This window comes from Quadrisphaera sp. GCM10027208 (genome assembly GCF_042658805.1).
Lineage (GTDB): Bacteria > Actinomycetota > Actinomycetes > Actinomycetales > SCSIO-59966 > SCSIO-59966.
In genome coordinates this window covers 471,415-492,143 of the sequence record NZ_JBHSRC010000001.1, presented here as the reverse complement: position 1 = coordinate 492,143, position 20,729 = coordinate 471,415, and the positions used below count along the sequence as shown (strand labels likewise).

Sequence of the window (20,729 nt, the reverse complement as noted above, 5' to 3'; positions counted from 1 at the left end):
CCTGGGGCTCCGGGTCGCCTGACGCCCGTTCGTCAAGCGCTCGTGATGGGGTACAGGGCTCTTGGTCGGGACGTGGTCTTCATCCTTGCCGGAGTGGTGACACCAAGGCAACACGACATGACCGAGGGACCGGCAGCAGCTGCCGGTCCCTCGGTCATGTCAGCGGTCTGGTCGTGTCAGCGGCGCAGTGCAGCTTGAAGGCTCAGTGCAGGTCGAACCGGTCCAGCTCCATCACCTTCGCCCACGCCGAGACGAAGTCGTGGACGAACTTCTCCCGCGCGTCGTCGGCGGCGTAGACCTCCGACAGGGCGCGCAGGATCGAGTTCGACCCGAACACGAGGTCGACGGCCGTGGCGGTCCACCGCAGCTCGCCGGTAGCGGCGTCACGGATCTCGTAGACGCCCTCCTCGGCGCTCGACGCCTTCCACTGCGTGCCCGGGGACAGCAGGTTGACGAAGAAGTCGTTGGTCAGCACGCCGGTGCGGTCGGTGAGCACGCCGTGCTTGGCGCCGCCGACGTTGGCACCGAGCGCCCGCATGCCACCGACCAGCACCGTCATCTCCGGGGCGGAGAGGTCGAGCATGTAGGCCTTGTCGACCAGCAGCGTCTCCGGCTGGAGCTTCTCACCGGGCCGCAGGTAGTTGCGGAAGCCGTCCGCACGCGGCTCGAGGTACTGGAACTGCTCGACGTCGGTCTGCTCCTGCGACGCGTCGGTGCGGCCGGGCCGGAACGGTACGGTCACCTCCACGCCGGCGTCCCGGGCCGCCTTCTCCACCGCGGCGCAGCCACCCAGGACGATGAGGTCGGCCATCGAGACCTTCTTGCCGCCGGTCTGAGCGGCGTTGAAGTCCCGCTGGACGCGCTCGATCGCCTGCAGGGCCACCTCCAGCTTCTCCGGTTCGTTGGCAGCCCAGCTGCGCTGTGGCTCCAGCCGGATCCGGGCGCCGTTGGCGCCCCCTCGCCGGTCGGTCTTGCGGAAGCTGGACGCCGCCGCCCACGCGGTGGACACCAGGTCGGAGACCGTCAGGCCGGAGTCGAGCAGCCTCGCCTTGAGGGACGCGACGTCCTGCTCGTCGATCAGCTCGTGGTCGACGGCCGGCACCGGGTCCTGCCACAGCTGCGGTTCGGGGACCCACGGCCCGAGCATGTGCGGGCCGACCGGCCCCATGTCGCGGTGCAGCAGCTTGTACCAGGCCTTGGCGAACGCCAGCGCGAACTCGTCGGGGTTCGCCATGTACCGCCGCGAGATCTTCTCGTAGGTCGGGTCGAACCGCAGCGCGAGGTCCGTGGTGAGCATGGTGGGCCGGTGCTTCTTCTGCGGGTCGTAGGCGTCCGGGACGATCTGCGGGGCGTCCTTGGCGACCCACTGGTAGGCGCCCGCGGGGCTCTTGGTCAGCTCCCACTCGTAGCCGAAGAGGATCTCGAAGAAGCGGTTGTTCCACCGGGTCGGCTGGTCGGTCCAGGTCACCTCGAGGCCGGAGGTGATCGTGTCAGGACCCTTGCCGGAGCCGTAGGTGCTGAGCCAGCCGAGGCCCTGCGCCTCCAGTGGCGCCGCCTCCGGCTCCGGGCCCACGTGCCCCTCGGCCGGGCCGGCCCCGTGGGTCTTGCCGAACGTGTGGCCGCCGGCGATGAGGGCGACGGTCTCCTCGTCGTTCATGGCCATCCGCTGGAACGTCACACGGATGTCGTGGGCGGCCGCCACCGGGTCGGGGTTGCCGTTCGGGCCCTCCGGGTTCACGTAGATGAGGCCCATCTGGACGGCGGCGAGCGGGTCGGCGAGCTCTCGCTCCTCGCTGAAGCGTTCGTCGCCGAGCCAGGTGTCCTCCGGTCCCCAGAAGACCTCCTCCGGCTGCCAGATGTCCTCGCGCCCGAAGGCGAAGCCAAAGGTCTTGAAGCCCATGGACTCGAGGGCGACGTTGCCGGCAAAGACGATCAGGTCGGCCCAGGAGATCTTCCGGCCGTACTTCTGCTTCACCGGCCAGAGCAGGCGGCGCGCCTTGTCCAGGTTGGCGTTGTCCGGCCAGCTGTTGATCGGCGCGAACCGCTGGCTGCCGTCGCCGGCACCGCCGCGGCCGTCGTGGACCCGGTAGGTGCCGGCCGAGTGCCAGCTCATGCGGATCATCAGACCGCCGTAGTGGCCGAAGTCCGCCGGCCACCAGTCCTGCGGGGTGGTGAGCACCTCCATGACGTCGCGCTTCAGCGCCTCGACGTCGAGCTTGGCGAACTCGTCACGGTAGCTGAAGTCCGCACCGAGCGGGTTTCCTGCGGGGTGGTGCTGGTGCAGCACCGTGAGGTCGAGCTGGTTGGGCCACCAGTCCCTGATCGTCCGGGGCCGGTGCGCCTTGGGGGTGGGTGAGTCGATGACCGGGTTCTCGCTCTCGCTGCCGTGCGACGTCGCACTGTCGTGGAGGACCGGGCACCCTCCCTCGGCCTTGCGGTCCACGCCCTGCGGGCTGCCCTCGGTGGGCGTGGGCGGGTTCTGCTGGGTGTCAGTCATGGTGCAACCTCTCTCACCTGGCTGTGGGCTGGTCGAAGACTCGTCGAGCAGGCGGGGCAGGTGCCCCAGTACGTGACCTCGGCCTCGTCGATCGTGAAACCGTGGTCGTCGGACGCCGTGAGGCACGGGGCGTGGCCGACGGCGCAGTCGACGTCGGCGATGGCGCCGCACGACCGGCAGACGACGTGGTGGTGGTTGTCGTCCACCCTGGCCTCGTAGCGGGCCACCGAGCCGGCGGGCTGGATGCGCCGCACCAGTCCTGCGCCGGTCAGCGCGCGCAGGACGTCGTAGACGGCCTGGTGGGACACCGAGGGCAGCTCGCGGCGCACGGCACCGATGACCGACTCGGTGTCGGCGTGCGGCAGTCCGTGCACCGCGGCCAGCACGGCCAGCCGTGGCTGAGTGACGCGCAGTGCTGCTGCCCGCAGCATCTGCTCGTAGTCCGGACGTGTCGGCACGTCACCGAGTCTTGCACGTAGTCTTGATCGGATCAAGAAATCCGCCCGGAAACTCTGCCCGAGAACCTGGACGCACACCGCGCTCCAGCACGTCACCCGCCACCCCCTCGGTGATCATGCAATCCCGCCACCCTGTCCCCCGGTGGGATCAGCTCGTCTGGCCGGCCTCCAGCGTCGGGACAACGCACCCGGCGCGGGACTCGACCGGGGTGGGCCGGGTCAGGTTGGCGGCCTCCTCCGGCGGGCGAAGGCCGGTGAACCCGGCACCCAGGGACAGCTCGACCGCCGTCCCCTCCCGTCCGTCGTCCACGAGCTCGGCCCCGTCGATCTGGGCGGCGACGGTCCGGGCGTGCAGCAGCCCTTCGGGGCCGTGCCGGACGAGCGCGACCTGCTCGACCTGGGTGGTGTCGTTGCCGATCGACCCGACGGTGAACCCCCGGGCGGTGAGGGCCTCCGCCGTCGCGGCAGCCAGTCCGGGCCGCCGGGTGCCGTTGAGGACGACGAGGACGACGTCAGCGACCGGTGCAGCGGTCACCTCGGGGGTCGGGCAGGCAGCCGCGGACGTCGCGGTGGCCACCGGCGTGCCGGGATCGTCCTGCCCGTCCCACGGGGGCCAGGCCCACCAGCCCTGGTAGACACCGGCGGCGGTGACGCCGGCCCCGAGGACGACGAGGACCAGGGCCGCGAAGAACGACGTCTGCGCTCGCCGGACCCGTGCCGCTCGGCGCTCGGCAGCGCGGCGCACCTGGTAGCGGCGCTCGTCCTCCTCGGTCCACGAACCGTCGGGTCCCCAGCCAGGGTCAGTCATCGAGGACCAGCACCCTGGCGTGCAGGACCGGCCGCTGCTGCAGGGCGGCGCGGACCGCCCGGTGCAGTCCGTCCTCGAGGTACAGCACCCCGCGCCACTGGACGACGTGAGCGAACAGGTCCCCGTAGAACGTCGAGTCCTCGGCGAGCAGGTGGTCCAGGTCCAGCGCGCTCTTCGTCGTCACGAGCTCGTCCAGGCGCACCTGACGCGGCGGGACCGCCGCCCAGTCGCGGGGCGTGCTGAACCCGTGCTCCGGGTAGGGCCGCCCGTGGCCCACCGCCTTGAAGATCACCCCTCCCAGTCTAGGTGGGGGGCGCTCGCGGCGGCGGTCCTCAGAACCACACCTCTTTCGCGATTCGGACATTTTGCCTATGGTCCGTGTGACCCAGACCACGACCACGCGGTGGAGTGGCAACGACGAGGAGGCTCTGTTGCGCACACGACGACACACCTGGGCGGCGCCGGCCGCCGCTGGTGGACTTGTGCTCGCTGGGCTCGCGCCCGCTGGAGCGGCTGCCGCAGGCAACGCGAACAACCCCCGCAAGCTCGCCCAGGCCGTTGAGGTCGACGCTGTGTGGGAGCACCTGGAGGCGCTCCAGGAGATCGCCGACGCCAACGGCGGCAACCGAGCAGCCGGGACGTCGGGGTACGAGGCGTCGGCCGAGTACGTCGAGCAGGTCCTGCAGGACGCCGGTTACGAGACCGAGCGGCAGTACTTCCCGTTCACCTACGAGGAGGTGCTCGCCAGCTCCCTGGTCGTCGACGGCGTGACGTACGAGAGCCGGATCATGTCCTACTCACCGAACACCGACGGACCACTGACTGCGGGCCTGTCCACGCCGGCGACCGCGACCGGGTGCAGCGCCGAGGAGTGGGGCGAGGTGGACGCGACCGGCACGATCGCCCTGGTGAGCCGCGGGGCGTGCACCTTCGCGGCGAAGTCGCTCGCGGCGGCCGCAGCGGGCGCCGAAGCGGTGATCGTCTACAACAACGCCCCGGAACCGCTCAACGGAACGCTCGGCTCCCCGGACGACGGGTACGTCCCGACAACCGGCATTTCCGGGGTGGACGGACAGGCGATGCTCGCGGCGCTCGGGGAGGACCCAGGACTGCAGGCGACGCTGGAGATCGAGGTGCTCGTCGAGGAGCGGCAGACGTTCAACGTGCTCGCGGAGACCGAGGCCGGTCGTGACGACAACGTCGTCATGCTCGGTGCCCACCTCGACGGGGCGATGGAGGGTCCCGGCATCAACGACAACGGCACTGGCTCAGCCGCGATTCTCGAGGTCGCCGTCCAGCTCGCGGAGGTCAAGAAGCTCAACAACACGGTGCGCTTCGCCTGGTGGGGCGCCGAGGAGGTCGGCCTCGTCGGCTCCTGGCACTACGTCGAGGACCTTGCGGCCAACGACCCGGCCGGGCTGGACGAGATCGCCACGTACCTCAACTTCGACATGGTCGGCTCGCCCAACTACGTCATCGGGGTCTATGACGCCGATCAGTCGACGTACGAGGCGCCGGTCGACGTCCCGGAGGGCTCGGCGGCGACCGAGCAGGTCTTCACCGACTACTTCGACTCCATCGGTCAGCCGTGGGTGGACACCGAGTTCAGCGGACGGTCGGACTACCAGCCGTTCATCGTCCACGGCGTCCCGGCGTCCGGGCTGTTCACCGGGGCGGACGGGGTGAAGACCGACGAGGAGGTCGCGATGTTCGGCGGCACCGCCGGACTGGCCTACGACCCCAACTACCACACCGCCGAGGACGACCTCGACAACGTCGACGGGACCGCACTGGAGATCATGTCCAAGGCGATCGCCGCGGCGACGATGTCGCTCGCGACGGACACCTCGGAGATCAACGGCAAGCGCAGCGCCGGCAAGTCCGGCAAGCCCCATCCAGCCAAGGACGCTGTGGACGCGCACGAGGTGGTGCCCACCGTCGCGTGAGGACCACCTGGCCGGCCGGCCCGCCCGCCGGTCAGGACGGCCGGGACTGGCCCCGTTCGGTCAGGCGCTGCGGCGCTGGCCGAGCGGGGCCGGTCCGACGACCAGGACGGTCCCGCAGCCGACGCAAACCCGGTCCGGGCAGTCCTCGCCGTGACCGTCGACGCAGTCGACGAGCTCGAACGGCATCGTTCGGCCGCAGGTCACGCAGTCTCGGGTCTCCAGCGCCGCCCACTCCCACGTCAGGTCAGTCGTGCTCGACATGTCGTCCTCCCCGTCCACTGCCCGGCAGGTCCCGGGTCGTCGTCCTCATCGTGGACCGCACCACCGACAGTGCCATCTGCGCGGCGAGCTCCCGCGGTGCCACGCCGTCACGCACCGGCAGACGGCATTGGTCATGGGCGGACTCACCCGCGCCGAGGTCTGCTGGCACGACGCACTCTTCCGTGGTGACGTTGCGGACGTGACCGCGTGCCCCTTTTGGTCGTAAGTGACCCGAGATCCCCGTTTCGCTTCGCAATACCCTGACCGCGCGCGTTGGGAACCCGGTGCCGCCACGGTCTTGCCCGGGTGGGAGCCAGGCTCTCGAACTGGTGCAACGTCGAGACGTCCCAGCTCCACCCGCCCGGTGGCGGTGGCATGGCGCGGTGCTCCTCCCGACTCACGACGGGCTGGACGCCGTACTCGGCATGCGCACCTGGGCAGGCCCCCTGCCGCCACTGGCGCCTTCTGCGCCGCTGGCAGAGGCGCAACGTGCCCGAAACCCTTGCGCAACCTGACGTGGCCCCCGCATACTTCTGCGTCAGACGGTAGAGTCGAAAATCATCCGAGGAGTTGATGGTGGACCCGGGTCACGACACCGCACTCGAGGTGGCCGACGTGAGTCTGCGCTTCGGTGGATTGACCGTGCTCAAGAGCGTGTCGATGACCGCAGGCGCTGGCGAGATCACTGCGCTCATCGGGCCCAACGGTGCCGGCAAGAGCTCCCTGGTGAACTGCGTCACCGGGTTCTACCACCCCCAGCAGGGACGGATCAGGCTCTTCGGTCAGGAGATCATGGGGCGACCCGCTCACCGCGTCGCCGAGCTGGGCGTCGCGCGTACTTTCCAGCACATCGAGCTGTTCCAGGGCTTGAGCGTCATTGAGAACTTGATGCTGGGACGGCATCGGTATCTCAAGGCTGGCGCGCTGTCCAACGGCATCTTCTACGGCCGCACGCGACGCGAGGAGCTGCAGCAGCGTGCGGTGGTGGAGGACCTTATCGACTTTCTCGATATGCCGCACATTCGCAACACACCGGTTGGCCTCCTTCCGTACGGGCTGCAGAAGCGTGTCGATCTCGGCCGAGCGCTGGCGCAGGAACCGAGGTTGCTGATCCTCGACGAGCCGATGGCTGGCATGAACGTCGAAGAAAAGGAAGACATGGCGCGCTACATCCTCGAGCTCCGCCAGGAGCGACCGACCAGTGTCATCCTCATCGAGCACGACATGGGTGTCGTCATGGACATCTCCGATCGGGTCTCGGTCCTCGACTTCGGACAGTTCATCGCTCACGGCCCACCAGACCAGGTGCGGACGGACCCAGCAGTGATCAGCGCCTACATCGGTGCGTCTACCGAAAGCCTGACCGGCGAGGCCAGCGCCCGATGACCGAGTCGATAACCTACCCCACCGAGACCATGCCGCAGCTGCTGCTGCAACGTGTTGGCGACACTCCTGACACGGTCGCGTTGCGCGTGAAGGACCGCGGGATCTGGAAGCCGATGACGTGGCGGGAGTACGGCGAGCGTGTCGAGCGCCTTGCGCTCGGCTTGTTGGAGCTGGGTCTCCGCCCGGGTGAGAACGTGGCAATCATCGGGGACAACTGGCCGCAGCATCTGATCGCGGACATGGCCGTGCAGTCCCTGCAGGGTGCCGGCGTGATCCTCTACCCGGAGTCGTCTCCCGACGAGGTCGCCTTCATCGTTCGCCATGCCGAGTGCCCGGTCGTCGTGGTCCGCGACCAGGAGCAGGCTGACAAGCTGTTCGCGGTGCAGCATGACCTGCCCGGGCTCCGGCGCATCATCTACTGTGACCCGCGCGGCATGTCGCTGTACGACCCCGAGATGGCGACCTTCTTCGACGAGGTCCTGGCGATGGGTGCTCGCCGGGCGGAGCAGCATCCGCAGGAGTACCGCGAGATCGTGTCGAGGGGCAAGAACTCCGACGTCGCGATTCTCATGTACACCTCGGGGACGACCGGGCAGCCCAAGGGCGCGATGATGACCCACCTCAACGTCATCGCAGGCGTCAAGAACTTCTTCCTCGCCGAGCCGATGAAGCCCGACTACGAGCGCCTCGTGTTCCTGCCGCTGGCCTGGGCGGGGGAGCGCTACTTCTCCACTGCAGGCCATATCCTCGAGGGTTACCGGCTCAATTTCGCCGAAGGGCCCGAGACCTTGCGGAACGACATCCGTGAGATCGGCCCGCACCAGCTTCTCGGATCGCCACGGATGTGGGAGGACTACCTCTCCTGGATCGAGGTCCGGATCAGCGAGGCGACTCGGCTGAAGCGGCGCATCTACCACTGGGGCATCAACGTCGGGCAGCGGCGTGCCGAGCGTTTCTACCGTGGGCAGAGAGCGGGGTTATGGACGCGCGTCCAGGTCGCAATCGCGGAGTTTCTGGTGTTCCGGCCGTTGCGAGACCATCTGGGTCTCCTCCGGGCCGAGAGGGTCTACTCGGGGGGAGCCGCCCTGGGAGTCGACGTCATGAAGTACTTCCATGCCCTCGGTATCCCGTTGAAGCAGGTGTATGGCCAGACCGAGGTCGGCATCACCACGACGCACTGGGACAAGATGAAGCCCGAGACCATGGGCCGTCCGGTCCCCGGTGTCGAGATCGTGATCACCGAGGATCGCGAGATCGCGCACCGTTCGGCGAGCGTGTTCGCGGGCTACTACAAGAACGAGGCGGCCACCGACGCGGCCTTCGTCGGGGACCTGCTGCGCTCGGGGGATGAAGGGTATCTCGACGACGACGGCCACCTGGTGGTGGTCGACCGGTCCAAGAACGTTGCGACGTTGACGTCGGGAGAGCGCTTCAGTCCCACCTTCATTGAGAACAAGGTGAAGTTCTCCCCATACGTGCGAGAAGCAGTCTGTTTCGGCGATGGGCGCGACCACCCGGTGCTACTGATCAATATCGATGGCGAAGTCGTCGGTAAGTGGGCCGAGGCTCGAAGGATCCCGTACACGACGTACACAGACCTCTCCCAACGGCCGGAAGTGATCGACCTGATCCGGGCGGAGACGGAGCGAGTCAACTCCGAGATGCCGCCGTTCATGCGCGTACCGCGGCTCGCCATCCTGCACAAGGAGCTCGATGCTGACGACGCGGAGATGACTCGGACCCGCAAGGTGCGCCGTGCTCAGGTCGAGCAGAACTACGCCTTCATCATTGACGGTCTCTACTCCGATCGCAACGAGGTCGAGGTCGATGCCGAGGTGACCTACCGAGACGGCCGAAAAGTGCAGATCCACACGAAGCTGCACCTGGTCGACGTTCCCATCGGCGCAGTGCAGCCCAAGGAGGTTCCGGCCGGATGAGCGAGTTCATGCAGCTGGCGGTCAACGGCGTCTTCGTCGGGATGCTCTACGCGCTGCTGGCGATCGGGTTCGTCGTGGTCGTCAAGGGCAGTGGTGTCATCAATTTCTCGCAAGGCGAGGTGGTGCTGCTAGGAGCCTTCATGGTCGCATGGCTCCTCACTGACCTGGGGATGCCCTTCTGGATCGGGATACCCGTCGCGGTCCTGGCCATGGTCGTCGTCGGCATGCTCATCGAGCGGCTGGCCCTGCGACCACTGGAGAACGAGTCGATGCTCGCTCTGGTCATGGCCACCATCGCTCTCGGCTCCGTCATCCGCGGACTGGTGCCGATGATCTGGGGTGATGGTCTTCGCTCGATCCCGCCCCTCATCGATCAGGCGCGGTACGAGTGGCTGGGTATATCCATCCCCACGACCACCTTCTGGTCGGCGGTCATGGTGCTGCTGCTTCTGGGAGCATTTGGCCTCTTCTTCTCCCGAAGCCGCCTCGGACTTGCCATGCAGGCGATCTCCGACGATCGCGTGGCCGCTCAGTCACTCGGCATCAACATTCGCCTGGTCAATGCTGTCTCGTGGGCGATGGCCGGCGGGGTCGCCGCACTTGGCGGGTTCGTGTGGGGGTCCCTGCTCGGGGTGGAGAGTCGACTCGTCGTCCTTGGCGCACTCATCTTCCCTGTGGTCATCCTCGGCGGCCTGGAGTCCATCGTCGGCGCAGTCGTGGGGGGGATCGTGGTGGGCGTGGTGGAGAGCCTGTCCGCGGGTTACCTCAACGTCTACCTCGGGGCCGGGTTCAGCACCGTAGCACCGCTGATACTTCTGCTTCTCGTGCTGTTCGTCCGTCCCCACGGCCTGTTCGGCCGGCCCCAGATCGAGAGGGTTTGACAGATGGCACTCATCGCCATGGAGACCGGGCGGTTCCACGAGACGTACTCAGAAGAGATTGCGATCTACGACACCTCCTATCGCAAGGTGTGGATCCTGTCTGTCATCGCAGCGGCATTCGTCGCGGTTCCACTTATCGCGTCGCAGTACTGGCTGACGGTGCTGACGCTGGTCGGTATAGCAGCGATAGGGGCGACCGGCCTGAACCTGCTCGTCGGCTACGCAGGCCAGATCTCGCTCGGACACGCGGCGTTCGCGGCTGTAGGGGCCTACACCAGCGGGCTGCTGATCTCGCGGGCTGAGGCGCCGTTCTGGGTCGCCATCCCCGTTGCCATGGTGGCGGCAGGCGTCTTCTCGCTCATCTTCGGCGTCGCCTCACTTCGAGTGAAGGGCCTCTACCTGGCGATCGCGACGCTGGCCGCCCAGTACATCGTGCAGTGGATTCTGACGAGCTGGACCTTCATCACCGGCGGGCATCAGGGCATTGTCATCTTCGACCCCATCCAGATCGGCCCCTTTGACACGCTGACGCCCGTGGGCAAGTACCTGCTGGTGCTCACTGCCCTCGCGCTCGTCGTCATGTTCGTGGAGAACCTTGTGCGCTCGCGAACCGGTCGCGCGATGATAGCGGTTCGAGACCAGGACATCGCTGCCGCCGGATCGGCGGTCTCGCCGCTGCGGTACAAGTTGCTGGCGTTCTTCATCTCCTCGGCGATCGCCGGGTTGTCTGGGGTGCTGTACGGCTACAACGCCGGTCTCATCTCCACGGAGGTGTTTACGTTTGCGCTGTCAGTGCAGTACCTGGCGATGATCCTCGTGGGTGGTCTCGGCTCGATCCCTGGGTCCATCCTTGGGGCCGCTTTCATCACTTTGCTGCCGATCTGGCTGCGCGACATGCTGCCCGCCGTTGGCATTGACCTTTCGCCAAGCATTGAGGTGCATCTGCTCACGCTGCTTTTCGGAGTTGCCATCCTGCTCTTTCTTATTCTGGAGCCGCGAGGGCTCTACGGCCTGTTCCGGAACATCAAGGACTACTTCCGGATGTGGCCCTTCTCCTACTGACGGCGTGGCGGGCTCACAGAAGTCTCGGACTACCGATGAACCGATGATTGGAGAGGTTATGAAGCGCAGACTTGCGAGGAGCGTCTCGGGGGTCCTCGGCTTGGTCCTGTTAGTCAGCGCCTGCGGTGCGGACTCGGGCGGCGGGAGCGAAGGGGAAGGGTCCGGCGAGGACATCGTGATCGGTGTTGCCGGTGCCCGGGTGGGGGCCATTGCCAATGTTGGCGAGGGCGTGGGTGAGGCCGTCAACGACTGGTTCGAGATGGTGAACGCCAACGGTGGCATCAACGGGAGGACGGTGCGGGTCGAGGAGATCGAGACCAGGTACGAGGTGCCGCCGGCCCTGGAGGCTTTCGCCCAGTTCCAGCAGTCCGGCGCCGTCCTGGTCGCGGTGGAGGGCACCGCGACCAGCGATGCCTTGACGCCGGTGTCAGAGCAGTCCAAGATCCCGATCATCTTCCCGGGCCAGGGGAACCTCCAGACAGTGGACGGTGAGCAGTTCCCCTATGCCTTCCCCGCTGGTCCGTTGTACGCGCACCAGGCAACGGCCATGGTGCAGCAGCAGGTCGAGGAGCTGGGCAGCGACATCAGCATCGGCTGCGTCGCGTGGGAGCCGCCGCCGGGCCGGGAGTACTGCACTGGCGTGCAGAACGCAGCCGAGCAGCTCGGTGCTGAGTTCGCCGGCGAAGTGGTCATTCCGGCCGCCGCAGCGAATGTCGATGCGCAGGTGCGTGACGCCGTCGCTCTGGACGCCGACGTGCTGCTGCACGCTGCCATCTTCGGGCAGGCGGTGCTGTTGCTCAAGGGACTCTGCGAGCAGGCACCTGACCTGCCGGTCGGCGCCTGGCACTGGGCCATCACCCAGAACGAGATCGAAGGCGCCGGGGCCGAGTGCATGGAGGGGAAGTTTGGTACATCGATGTCCAAGCTGCCGAGCGACGAACCCGAGGCCGTGACGATGCTGAGGGACTACTGGGAGGAGAGTGGCACCGAGCCCAATCCCGTCCTCGAGAGCAACTCCTTGTACGGCAACGGCCTCTACATCGCCACGGTGATCGAGGAAGCGATCCGTCAGGCTCTGGGGATCGTCGGTGACGACGGCGAGGTGACCGGTGAGGTGATGAAGCAGGCGTTGGAGTCGATCGAAGGATTCGAGGGGTACGGCGTGACGTGCCCGATCACGATCACCGAGACGGATCACTCCGGCAATCGTGCGGTGAACATCTACGAGATCCGCGACGGCGGCTGGGAACGGACAGCCGACTGCGTCACCGGACCCCCCGTCTCCGACGAGCCGGACGTTAGCTGACGGATCGCGCTTCGAGGAGGCCTGAGAATGCTGAAGCTGGATGGCGTCGAAGTCGTCTACAACCGTGTCGCCCTGGTGCTGAAGGGAGTGTCCTTCAGCGTCCCAGAGGGTCAGATCGTTGCTCTGCTCGGGAACAACGGTGCCGGCAAGACGACGACGCTACGAGCAGTCTCAGGCCTCCTCGCTCACGAACGGGGCGAGGTGGTTCGAGGCCGGATCACCTGGCAAGAGGACTCCCTGGACGGGCGTACGCCCGACTACATCGTTCGGAAGGGCATTGTGCAGGTGCTCGAAGGACGCCGTGTCTTCGAGCACCTCACCGTCGAGGAGAACCTTCTCACCGGCGGATACACCGTCGGCTCTATGCACAAGAGTCGCACCGACCTGAACATGGTCTACGGCTACTTCCCCCGACTCGCTGACCGTCGCAACCAGCGGGCCGGCTTCCTGTCGGGGGGCGAGCAGCAGATGCTTGCCATCGGGCGGGCCCTGATGGCGCATCCGCGGGTGATGCTGCTCGACGAGCCGAGCCTGGGCCTAGCGCCCGTCCTCGTGGAGGAGATCTTCCAGATCGTCGCACGGCTGAACGGCGAGGAAGGCGTGACCATCGTGCTGGTGGAGCAGAACGCGGAGGCCGCCTTGAAGATCGCTGACCACGGCTACGTGCTCGAAGGCGGGCGCATCGTCCTCGAGGGCCCAGCCGACAAGCTGCGCGAGAACCAGGACGTCGCGGAGTTCTACCTGGGCCTTAGTGGTGTGGGCGAGCGCAAGAGCTACCGAGACGTCAAGACCTACCGGCGCCGAAAGAGGTGGCTCGGATGACCCCTTCGTCCCTCCACGATGACCCCGACGAGACCCGCACCCCGGAGCAGCGCCGCGAGGACCAGCGACAGAGGATCGGTGCACTGCTCACCCGGTTGTGGGACGCAGCGCCCGCGTGGCGAAACCGGCTGGAGCAGGCTGGCCTGACGCCGTCGGAGCTTGGCACCGTGGACGCCCTGAGCCGTCTGACACCGATCGCCAAGAGCGACCTAGTGACCTTGCAGGCGAAGGAGCCGCCCTTCGGGGGCTTCTTCATCGGTGACCTGACGGCCAGTTCCCGGATCTTCATGTCGCCAGGTCCGATCTACGACGCGCAGCTGGGCACCACGGACATCGGGGGCTTCGCCCGAGGCCTACGGGCCGGCGGGCTGACGCGCGGCGACATCGTCCTCAACACCTTCGCCTACCACCTCACCCCGGCCGGGCACGCCTTCGAGTCCGGAGCGTTGTCACTGGGCTGCGTCGTCATCCCAGCGGGCACAGGCAATACCGAACAGCAAGCGAGGCTGCTCAAGGACGTACCGGTCACCGGTTACATGGGAACTCCGTCGTTCTTAGCCACTCTGGTGGAGCGAGCCGACTGGCACTTCAGAACCGCCTGCGTGGCCGCAGAGAAGCTCACCGAGGACGAGCGAGCGGTGCTGGAGTCGCGCGGGGGGCATGTCTCCCAGTTGTACGGTACTGCCGATCTTGGGTACTTGGCCGGAGAGTGTGTCGCCCGCAGCGGCATGCATCTGACCGAGGACAAGGTGGTTGAGATCCTCGATCCGACTACTGGCGATCCGGTGACGGACGGCGAGCTGGGCCAGGTGACGGTGACCACCTTCTCGCCCACCTACCCATTCCTGCGGTTGGCGACCGGGGACCTCACCCGGATCGTCAGCCGCGAGCCTTGCGCGTGCGGGCGCACCTCACCTCGTATCGCCGGTGTGCTCGGACGGGTAGGGCCGGGGGTGAAGGTCAGAGGCATGTTCGTCTACGAGCACCAGGTACGGGCCGCCCTGTCCCGCTGCGGTCTCGATGCAGGACGACTCGTGATCGGGCGGACGGCGGGGCAGGACACGTTGACGTTGCAGATCGCCGAGCCGCTTGGTGCGCAGCAGGAGGCGGAGCTGGTGCGCGTCCTGCGGGAGGAGATCAAGCTGCGCGCCGACGTCGAGATCGTCTCGGAGCTCGACCCCCAGTCCCCGCTGCTCGTCGACGCACGGGAGATCTGGCAGGCATGAGGCGGCCACTGGCATGGCATGTCCCCTCGCCGGAAGAAGCGCGTTGGTGAGCGCTCGCGCGGCTTGGACCGAGCCGACGGCAGAGCCGGTCGCTGAGGGAGTGTTCCGGATCCCGCTGCCGCTGCCCAACGACGCCCTGCGCGCCGTCAACGTCTATCTCATCCGCACTCCCGCCGCTCTGGTGTGCATCGACGGTGGGTGGGCGCTTGAGGAGTCACGGAGCGCGTTCGACGCCGCGCTGCGCAGCCTGGGGCACGAGGTCGGTGACGTCACCAGGTTTCTAGTGACCCACGCGCACCGAGACCACTACACGCAGGCAGTCACTGTGCGCCAGGAGTTCGGCGCCCGGGTGACTTTGGGCATCGGTGACCGCGACGCCATCGAGTACTTCGGCGCGGGGCGGAGCGTGGTCGAGTCCCAGTACCGCCGTCTGGTCCAGGCCGGCGCGCGAGACCTGGCTGAAGCATGGCGCACCGAGTCCGCTGGACACAGCGTCGACCCCAAGCTCTGGCAAGAGCCTGACGACTGGCTGGAGGGAGACGTTGAGATCAGTCTCGGCGCCCGCACGCTGGCTGCCCTCGCCACGCCGGGGCACACCCGCGGCCACTACGTCTTCGCCGACGTTGCCTCTGGCGTGCTGTTCGCGGGCGACCACGTGCTGCCGACGATCACTCCGTCAATCGGTTTCGAGCCAGTGCCCTCCCCGCTACCGTTGAGTGACTTCCTCGCCTCCTTGGCCAAGGTGCGTGCGCTGCCCGACATGATGCTTCTTCCTGCGCACGGGCAGGTGACCACCAGCGTGCATCAACGCGTCGATGAGCTGTTGGCCCACCACGAGGAACGCCTGCATCGGTGCGAGGAGCTCGTCGCGGGGGGTTGTCGCACCGCCGCAGACGTCGCCACTGAGATCCCCTGGACCCGCCGTGGCCTCGCGCTTGCCGACCTAGACCCCTTCAACGCCATGCTGGCGGTGCTCGAGACCGATGCGCACCTGCGGCTCCTGGTCGCGCAGCGGCGTCTCAACCAGGGCGCTGACGCGGGTGCCCACTGCTACCAGCTGCCGCAATGGACCCACGATGACCCGGAGGCACGATGAGCCCCAGCACCGACGACGCCGTGGCCAGGCTGGCCGAGCAGGTCGCCACCTTCTTGGCCAACCACGACCCCATGACCACCGACCGCATCGAGTTCCTGCGAGCTCGCTTCGACGCGGGGCTCGCGTGGGTCCACTTCCCGGTGGGCCGCGGTGGACTTGGGCTGCCGCGGGAGCTGCAGCCCATGGTGGACGCCATGTTCGAAGAGGCCGGTGCGCCCGACAATCATCCGCGGGTCAACGTGATCGGGCTGGGCATGGCGGCGCCCACGCTTCTCGCCTACGGCACTGAGGAGCAGCTCGACACCTACCTGCGCCCGCTGTGGACAGGCGAGCAGATCTGGTGCCAGCTGTTCAGCGAACCGAACGCAGGGTCTGACCTGGCTGCCGTGGCCACGAGAGCCGTGCGCGACGGGGAGGACTGGGTGGTCGACGGGCAAAAGGTCTGGACCTCGTCCGCGCAGAACGCTCACCTCGCCATCCTCCTGGCACGCACCGACCCCAGTCTGCCTAAGCATGCGGGCTTGACCTACTTCATCTGTGACATGACCGACCCCGGGATCGAGGTGCGTCCCCTTCGTCAGATCACCGGGGAAGCTGAGTTCAACGAGGTGTTCCTCACCGGTGTCCGTATCCCGGACTCCAACCGCATCGGCGCCGTCGGCGAGGGGTGGAAGGTCGCCAACGCCACGCTGAACAACGAGAGGATCGCCATCGGCGGCGGTCCGGTGCCGCGGGAGAGCGGCATGGTCGGAGTGGCGGCGGCAGCGTGGCGCTCGAACCCGGCTCGGCGACGGCCCGATCTGCACGACCGCTTGATGCAGCTGTGGGTGGAGTCCGAGGCGGCTCGCCTGACGGGTCAGCGACTGCGCCAGAAGCTCGTGGCAGGTCAGCCTGGACCGGAGGGATCGGCGATGAAGCTGACCTTCGCGCGGCTCGCCCAGCAGCTCAGTGGGTTGGAGCTGGAAGTGCTCGGTGCTGAGGGGCTGCGCTACGACGACTGGACCTTGCGGCGGCCGGTCGAGGTCGATTTCCTCGGACGCGGCCCTGGGTACCGCTACCTACGGGCGAAAGGGAACTCGATCGAGGGCGGCACGTCGGAGATCTTGCGCAACATCGTGGCCGAACGTGTGCTCGGCCTCCCGCCGGAGCCTCGAGTCGACCGTGAGATCCCGTTCAAGGAGCTGGCGAAGTGAGTGAGCTGGACCTGCTGTACACCGACGTCGAGAACGACCTGCGCCGCACGGTCCGCGACGCGCTCCGGGATCGTGTGACTCCGTCTGCCGTGATCGCCATGTACGACGGTGACCGGACGGTCGTGGAACCGCTCTGGAAGACGATCGCTCAGGACCTCGGACTCGCGGGACTGCTGGTACCCGAGGCCGAGGGAGGCCTCGGTGCGTCGGCCCGGGAGGTCGCCACTGTCTGTGAGGAGCTGGGCCGAGTGGTTGCGCCGGTCCCGTTTCTCACCAGCGCCGTCGTCGCGACTGTGGCCGTCATCGGGTCTGGCCACTCCGTGGTGGCCGACCTCGCCACCGGCGGGACGACGGCTGCGCTCGCGGTTCCGTTCACCACTGCTCCCCACGGCGCGCTGCCCCACCTCTCAGCCACCGGGGGCACTGTGACCGGCGCCGTGCCGAACGTCGCCGGAGCGCTGGAGGCCGACGTCCTGCTCGTTCCAGTCGACGAGTCCGACGGCTTGGCGATCTACGCGGTACCTGTTGCCGGTGCGAGGATCAATCCCGTTGTCTCCCTGGACATGTCGCGTCAGTTGGCAGATGTCGTCCTCGAGGCGGCGCCGGGTACACGTGTGCGAGGTGATGGCGAAGGCAGCCTGCGCGCCGCGCTCCGGACCGGTGCCGCGATGCTGGCCTCCGAACAAGTCGGTATCGCGTCGTGGTGTCTGGCGACCACCGTCGAGTACCTGCGCGAGCGCCGCCAGTTCGGACGGCCGGTCGGCAGCTTCCAGGCGCTGAAGCACCGTCTCGCCGATCTGTACGTCAGCGTGGAGTCGGGCACCGCGGCGGCCCGGTACGCCGCGGCCACGTTGGCCGTCGGCGACAGTGACGCCGAGGTCGCGACCGCCGTCGCCGCCTCATACTGCGGCAGTGTCGCCGTCACGGCTGCGGAGGAGGCGCTGCAGCTGCACGGCGGCATCGGCATGACCTGGGAGCATCCCGTGCATCTTTACCTCAAGCGGGCCAAGACTGATCAGCTCGCATTTGGCCAGCCCGGGGAGCACCGGTCTCGGCTCGCGGAGCTGGTCGATCTGCCGGTCGGTTCAGGCGAGGCGGATGGAGGGTCCGCCGACGGCGGCCCAGTTGCCGCTCCTCCAGGACGAGAGATCTCGTGAGTACGGCTCCGGCGCTCCTGAGCCGTGCCGAGCTGGCGGCCGTCGCGAAGGTTCTCGAAGGGGCCGGCGAAGCCGTGGCCGGTCCGATCAGTGCCCGCCTGATTACCGGCGGTCGCTCCAACCTCACGTTCCTTCTCACCGACGGGACCCGTCGGTGGGTGCTGCGCACTCCCCCTCGTGCCGGACGGACGCCGTCGGCTCACGATGTAGCGAGGGAGTTTCGCGTGACATCGAGTCTGCTGCGGACCGACGTCCCCGTGGCCCGGGCTGTGGCGCTGTGCACGGACGAGTCCCTCATCGGTGCACCGTTCACCCTGGTCGAGTTCGTCCCGGGACGATCCATCCAGACCCGGGCTGAGCTTGATGAGCTGGACGACGAGGTCGTCTCCACGCTCGCCGACCGCCTGGTGCAGACACTGGCGGCCCTGCACAAAGTGGACTACCACGCCATCGGTCTGTCGGAATTCGGTCGGCCAGACGCCTACGCGCAGCGTCAGCTCAAGCGCTGGTCCGGGCAGTGGGACATCGTCGGAGCCGACGCGCTCGACCCCTTGGCCCGTGAGGTGAGCCGGCGGCTCGCCGCTGCGATGCCGGAGCAGAAGACCAGCAGCATCGTGCACGGCGACTTCCGCATCGACAACACCATCGTGGACCTCGGCACCGGCTCGCCTGGGTCACAGACTCGGATCGCGGCAGTCGTCGACTGGGAGTTGTCCACCCTCGGAGACCCGATCGCCGACGTGGCGATGATGTGCGCTTACCGCGACCCAGCGCTCGATCTCATCCTCGGCGCCCCCGGTGCCTGGTCGAGCCCCCGTCTGCCGGACGTGCCAACACTTGCGGCTCAGTACGAGGCCGCGGGTGGCGTCGCGCTCGCCCACTGGGACTTTCACATGGCTTTGGCCTACTACAAGATCGCCGTGGTCTCCGCGGGTATCGATCACCGCGTGCGCGCTGCGGGTGAGCTCGGGCAGGCTCAGTACTCGCCGCGGGACGCGGTGCAGTCCTACCTGGAACTGGCCCACCGAACACTCACGAGGCCGTGACGATGGACTATGCCGTTGTGGGACGCCCTGCTCCTGGCTCGAGCATCGTCCCGTCCTTTAACCACAACCCTGCGGAAGGTGTCGCATGACCACAGCCACCACCACGAGCCGGACAGCAGTTGTGACCGGCGCAGCGCGAGGTATCGGTGCCAGCATCGCCCGGCGTCTCGCAGCCGATGGCCTCGCCGTCGCCGTAGCCGACCTCGAGGAGTCGGCGTGCTACTCCGTGGTCGAGGAGATCCAGGCGGCAGGTGGCCGGGCCCTGGCGGTCCGCGTCGACGTCCGTGACGAAGACGCCGTGCACGACGCCATCGAGCGGATCGTCTCAGAACTCGGTGAGCCGACGGTACTGGTGAACAACGCTGGCATCATCCGGGACAACCTGCTCTTCCGCATGACGGTCGAGGAGTGGGACGCCGTGATGGATGTGCATCTGCGAGGCTCGTTCCTCATGGCTCGCGCCACCCAAGGATTCATGACAAAGGCCGGCTGGGGGCGCATCGTCAACCTCTCAAGCACGTCCGCGCTCGGCAATCGCGGGCAGGTCAACTACTCCGCCGCCAAAGCGGGCCTGCAGGGGTTCACGAAGACCTTAGCCCTCGAGCTGGGCAAGTTCGGCGTCACCGCCAACGCCATTGCGCCGGGATTCATCGAGACCGACATGACTGCCGCGACAGCAGCCAGGATCGGCCTCTCGTTCGAGGAGTTCAAGACCGCCGCAGCCGAGGAGATCCCGGTCGGCCGGGTCGGCGTACCGGAGGACGTGGCGAACGCCGTGTCGTTCTTTGTCAGCGACCGTGCCGGCTTCGTCTCCGGTCAAGTCCTCTACGTTGCTGGAGGACCGAAGGCATGAGGACGTTGCGCCGTCATGGATGGCCGTCAGCATCACCAGGTGGCCGACAGGCCCCCATCGACGACGAGGGTCTGTCCAGTCATGAACGCCGCTCCAGGGCCGGACAGGAAGACCGCCGCGGCAGCCATGTCGGCCGGCGTCCCCCAGCGACGGACGGGCGTGCGCCGGACGACGCGCTGCTCGAACCGCTGGTCGGAGCGTAGGCCGCTGACCAGGTCAGTCTCCACCCAACCCGGGCACAGAGCGTTGACGGTGACCCCGCCACGGCCGAGCTCGGCCGCGAGCGAGCGAGTCATGGCGATCATTCCGCCCTTGCTGGCGGCGTAGGCACTGGAGTGGGTGTCGCCGACCAGGCCCATGACGCTCGCCACGTTGATCACGCGACCCCAGCCACGGTCCACCATGGGCGGCACGAGCTCCCGGGTGAGGATGAAGGCAGCGGTGAGGTTGGTCTGGATGGTGCGCGCCCAGGTCTCGTCGTCCACGTCGCCGAGGGCTTCGTTCCAGGATCCACCGGCGTTGTTGACGAGCACGTCGATGGTGCCTGCGGCGGCACGGGCCTCGCGGGCCAGGGTCGTGGGGCCCTCAGGAGTCTGCAGGTCGGCCGTGAGCACGAGGGGGTTGTTCTGGAGGGACGCGGCGGCCTGCTCGAGCCGTTGACGGTCGCGGCCCGCGAGGACGACTCGTGCACCGGCGGCGTCGAGAGCCTGAGCCAGCGCTTCACCGATCCCACGGCTGGCTCCGGTGATCAGGGCCGTGCGACCCGCGAGGCCGAACAACTCATCGAGCGTCAT

The 20,729-nt window shown here is 67.6% G+C and carries 19 protein-coding genes and 1 pseudogene; 14 read left to right on the top strand and 6 right to left on the bottom strand.

What is annotated here, in order from left to right; translation table 11 throughout:
• Positions 1-202 precede the first annotated feature (202 nt).
• From katG to ACFP6A_RS02470, 4 genes are all read right to left on the bottom strand, one after another.
• Positions 203-2,497 carry a catalase/peroxidase HPI gene (gene katG / locus ACFP6A_RS02485; RefSeq protein ID WP_379601276.1) on the bottom strand — a complete coding sequence of 765 codons (2,295 nt, stop codon included), beginning with the start codon at positions 2,495-2,497 and terminating at the stop codon, positions 203-205.
• Positions 2,494-2,928 carry a Fur family transcriptional regulator gene (locus ACFP6A_RS02480; RefSeq protein ID WP_379601452.1) on the bottom strand — a complete coding sequence of 145 codons (435 nt, stop codon included), beginning with the start codon at positions 2,926-2,928 and terminating at the stop codon, positions 2,494-2,496. Before ACFP6A_RS02480 ends, katG begins: the two co-directional genes overlap by 4 nt.
• Before the next feature lie 175 nt (positions 2,929-3,103).
• Positions 3,104-3,763, bottom strand: a complete 660-nt coding sequence (locus tag ACFP6A_RS02475) for a LytR C-terminal domain-containing protein (protein WP_379601274.1) — start codon at positions 3,761-3,763, stop codon at positions 3,104-3,106.
• Positions 3,756-4,055 carry a type II toxin-antitoxin system VapB family antitoxin gene (locus ACFP6A_RS02470; RefSeq protein WP_379601273.1) on the bottom strand — a complete coding sequence of 100 codons (300 nt, stop codon included), beginning with the start codon at positions 4,053-4,055 and terminating at the stop codon, positions 3,756-3,758. The genes ACFP6A_RS02475 and ACFP6A_RS02470 overlap by 8 nt, the downstream gene beginning before the upstream one ends.
• 139 nt (positions 4,056-4,194) lie before the next feature.
• On the opposite strand from ACFP6A_RS02470, the gene ACFP6A_RS02465 reads away from it, so the two are divergent.
• Positions 4,195-5,709, top strand: a complete 1,515-nt coding sequence (locus tag ACFP6A_RS02465; protein WP_379601272.1) for a M20/M25/M40 family metallo-hydrolase — start codon at positions 4,195-4,197, stop codon at positions 5,707-5,709.
• A gap of 60 nt (positions 5,710-5,769) precedes the next feature.
• Here ACFP6A_RS02465 and ACFP6A_RS02460 read toward each other — a convergent pair whose 3' ends face one another.
• Positions 5,770-5,970, bottom strand: coding sequence for a hypothetical protein (locus ACFP6A_RS02460; protein WP_379601270.1), 201 nt, complete (start codon positions 5,968-5,970; stop codon positions 5,770-5,772).
• A 573-nt stretch (positions 5,971-6,543) separates the two neighbouring features.
• Here ACFP6A_RS02460 and ACFP6A_RS02455 point away from each other — a divergent pair.
• The 13 genes and pseudogenes from ACFP6A_RS02455 to fabG all read left to right on the top strand — a co-directional run bounded on the left by ACFP6A_RS02455 (position 6,544) and on the right by fabG (position 19,935).
• On the top strand, positions 6,544-7,356 hold the full coding sequence (locus tag ACFP6A_RS02455; RefSeq protein ID WP_379601268.1) for an ABC transporter ATP-binding protein: 813 nt from the start codon (positions 6,544-6,546) through the stop codon (positions 7,354-7,356).
• 29 nt (positions 7,357-7,385) lie between these two features.
• Positions 7,386-9,293, top strand: a complete 1,908-nt coding sequence (locus tag ACFP6A_RS02450; protein WP_379601266.1) for an AMP-dependent synthetase/ligase — start codon at positions 7,386-7,388, stop codon at positions 9,291-9,293.
• Entirely contained in the window at positions 9,290-10,174 is an 885-nt protein-coding gene (locus tag ACFP6A_RS02445; protein WP_379601265.1) for a branched-chain amino acid ABC transporter permease, read from the top strand. The genes ACFP6A_RS02450 and ACFP6A_RS02445 overlap by 4 nt, the downstream gene beginning before the upstream one ends.
• 3 nt (positions 10,175-10,177) lie before the next feature.
• Positions 10,178-11,236 (top strand): branched-chain amino acid ABC transporter permease, encoded by a 1,059-nt coding sequence (locus tag ACFP6A_RS02440; RefSeq protein WP_379601264.1) that lies wholly within the window; start codon positions 10,178-10,180, stop codon positions 11,234-11,236.
• Between the two features lie 100 nt (positions 11,237-11,336).
• Positions 11,337-12,542, top strand: a complete 1,206-nt coding sequence (locus ACFP6A_RS02435) for an ABC transporter substrate-binding protein (RefSeq protein ID WP_379601262.1) — start codon at positions 11,337-11,339, stop codon at positions 12,540-12,542.
• 27 nt (positions 12,543-12,569) lie between these two features.
• The gene (locus ACFP6A_RS02430) at positions 12,570-13,364 is read left to right on the top strand and encodes an ABC transporter ATP-binding protein (RefSeq protein WP_379601260.1); all 795 of its coding nucleotides are present in this window, start codon (positions 12,570-12,572) and stop codon (positions 13,362-13,364) included.
• Positions 13,361-14,590, top strand: coding sequence for a phenylacetate--CoA ligase family protein (locus ACFP6A_RS02425; protein ID WP_379601258.1), 1,230 nt, complete (start codon positions 13,361-13,363; stop codon positions 14,588-14,590). The genes ACFP6A_RS02430 and ACFP6A_RS02425 overlap by 4 nt, the downstream gene beginning before the upstream one ends.
• A 46-nt stretch (positions 14,591-14,636) precedes the next feature.
• On the top strand, positions 14,637-15,686 hold the full coding sequence (locus ACFP6A_RS02420; RefSeq protein ID WP_379601256.1) for an MBL fold metallo-hydrolase: 1,050 nt from the start codon (positions 14,637-14,639) through the stop codon (positions 15,684-15,686).
• A complete protein-coding gene (locus ACFP6A_RS02415; protein ID WP_379601255.1) occupies positions 15,683-16,879 on the top strand; it encodes an acyl-CoA dehydrogenase family protein in 1,197 nt (398 codons plus the stop codon). Before ACFP6A_RS02420 ends, ACFP6A_RS02415 begins: the two co-directional genes overlap by 4 nt.
• Positions 16,876-17,157: pseudogene (locus ACFP6A_RS02410) on the top strand (acyl-CoA dehydrogenase family protein); the annotation flags it as partial. The gene ACFP6A_RS02415 and the pseudogene ACFP6A_RS02410, both read left to right, overlap by 4 nt.
• 45 nt (positions 17,158-17,202) lie before the next feature.
• Entirely contained in the window at positions 17,203-18,036 is an 834-nt protein-coding gene (locus tag ACFP6A_RS02405; RefSeq protein ID WP_379601451.1) for an acyl-CoA dehydrogenase family protein, read from the top strand.
• A gap of 74 nt (positions 18,037-18,110) precedes the next feature.
• Positions 18,111-19,082, top strand: a complete 972-nt coding sequence (locus tag ACFP6A_RS02400) for a phosphotransferase family protein (protein WP_379601253.1) — start codon at positions 18,111-18,113, stop codon at positions 19,080-19,082.
• 85 nt (positions 19,083-19,167) lie between these two features.
• Positions 19,168-19,935 (top strand): 3-oxoacyl-ACP reductase FabG, encoded by a 768-nt coding sequence (gene fabG, locus ACFP6A_RS02395; RefSeq protein WP_379601251.1) that lies wholly within the window; start codon positions 19,168-19,170, stop codon positions 19,933-19,935.
• 32 nt (positions 19,936-19,967) lie between these two features.
• Here fabG and ACFP6A_RS02390 read toward each other — a convergent pair whose 3' ends face one another.
• The gene (locus tag ACFP6A_RS02390) at positions 19,968-20,729 is read right to left on the bottom strand and encodes an SDR family NAD(P)-dependent oxidoreductase (protein ID WP_379601250.1); all 762 of its coding nucleotides are present in this window, start codon (positions 20,727-20,729) and stop codon (positions 19,968-19,970) included.